Consider the following 640-nt stretch of genomic DNA (forward strand, 5'->3'; position numbering starts at 1 on the left):
ACCACGGGATCGTAATGGGACTTTTGAGCCCCAACTAGTTAAGAAGCACCAGACCACGTTATCAGACGAGATAGAGCGGAAGATTATCCGCCTGTTTGCCCTCGGGATGAGCTACACCGATATCAGCCGGGAAATCGAAGACCTGTACGCCTTTAGCGTTTCCAGCGCCACCCTCAGCGCCGTCACGGACAAGGTGCTCCCCGAGCTAAAACAGTGGCAGCAGCGCCCGCTGGAAGCCATTTATCCCTTTATCTGGCTGGACGCCATCCACTACAAAATCCGTGAGGAGGGTCGTTACGTCAGCAAGGCTGTCTATACCGTATTGGCGCTCAATCTTGAGGGAAAAAAGGAAATCCTTGGGTTGTATCTGTCTGAAAGCGAAGGGGCAAACTTCTGGCTATCCGTGCTGGTAGACCTGCAAAACCGTGGACTGAAAGATATCCTCATTGCCTGTGTTGATGGTCTGACGGGCTTCCCGGAAGCCATCAACAGCATCTACCCGCAAACAGAGGCGCAGCTGTGCGTCATTCACCAGATCCGTAACTCCATCAAATACGTGGCTTCAAAGCACCACAAAGCCTTCATGGCTGATCTGAAACCCGTGTATCGTGCGGTCTCAAAAGACGCAGCAGAAAGCGCG

Annotated in this window: 1 protein-coding gene; it reads left to right on the plus strand. The window is 53.0% G+C overall.

Going from position 1 to position 640, the window contains the following annotated elements; translation table 11 throughout:
- Nucleotides 1–640 (plus strand): IS256 family transposase (locus tag EAE92_RS24175; protein ID WP_214069871.1); only part of this gene is annotated, 640 nt, incomplete at both ends.

This window comes from Photorhabdus hainanensis (genome assembly GCF_018448965.1).
Taxonomy (GTDB): domain Bacteria; phylum Pseudomonadota; class Gammaproteobacteria; order Enterobacterales; family Enterobacteriaceae; genus Photorhabdus; species Photorhabdus akhurstii.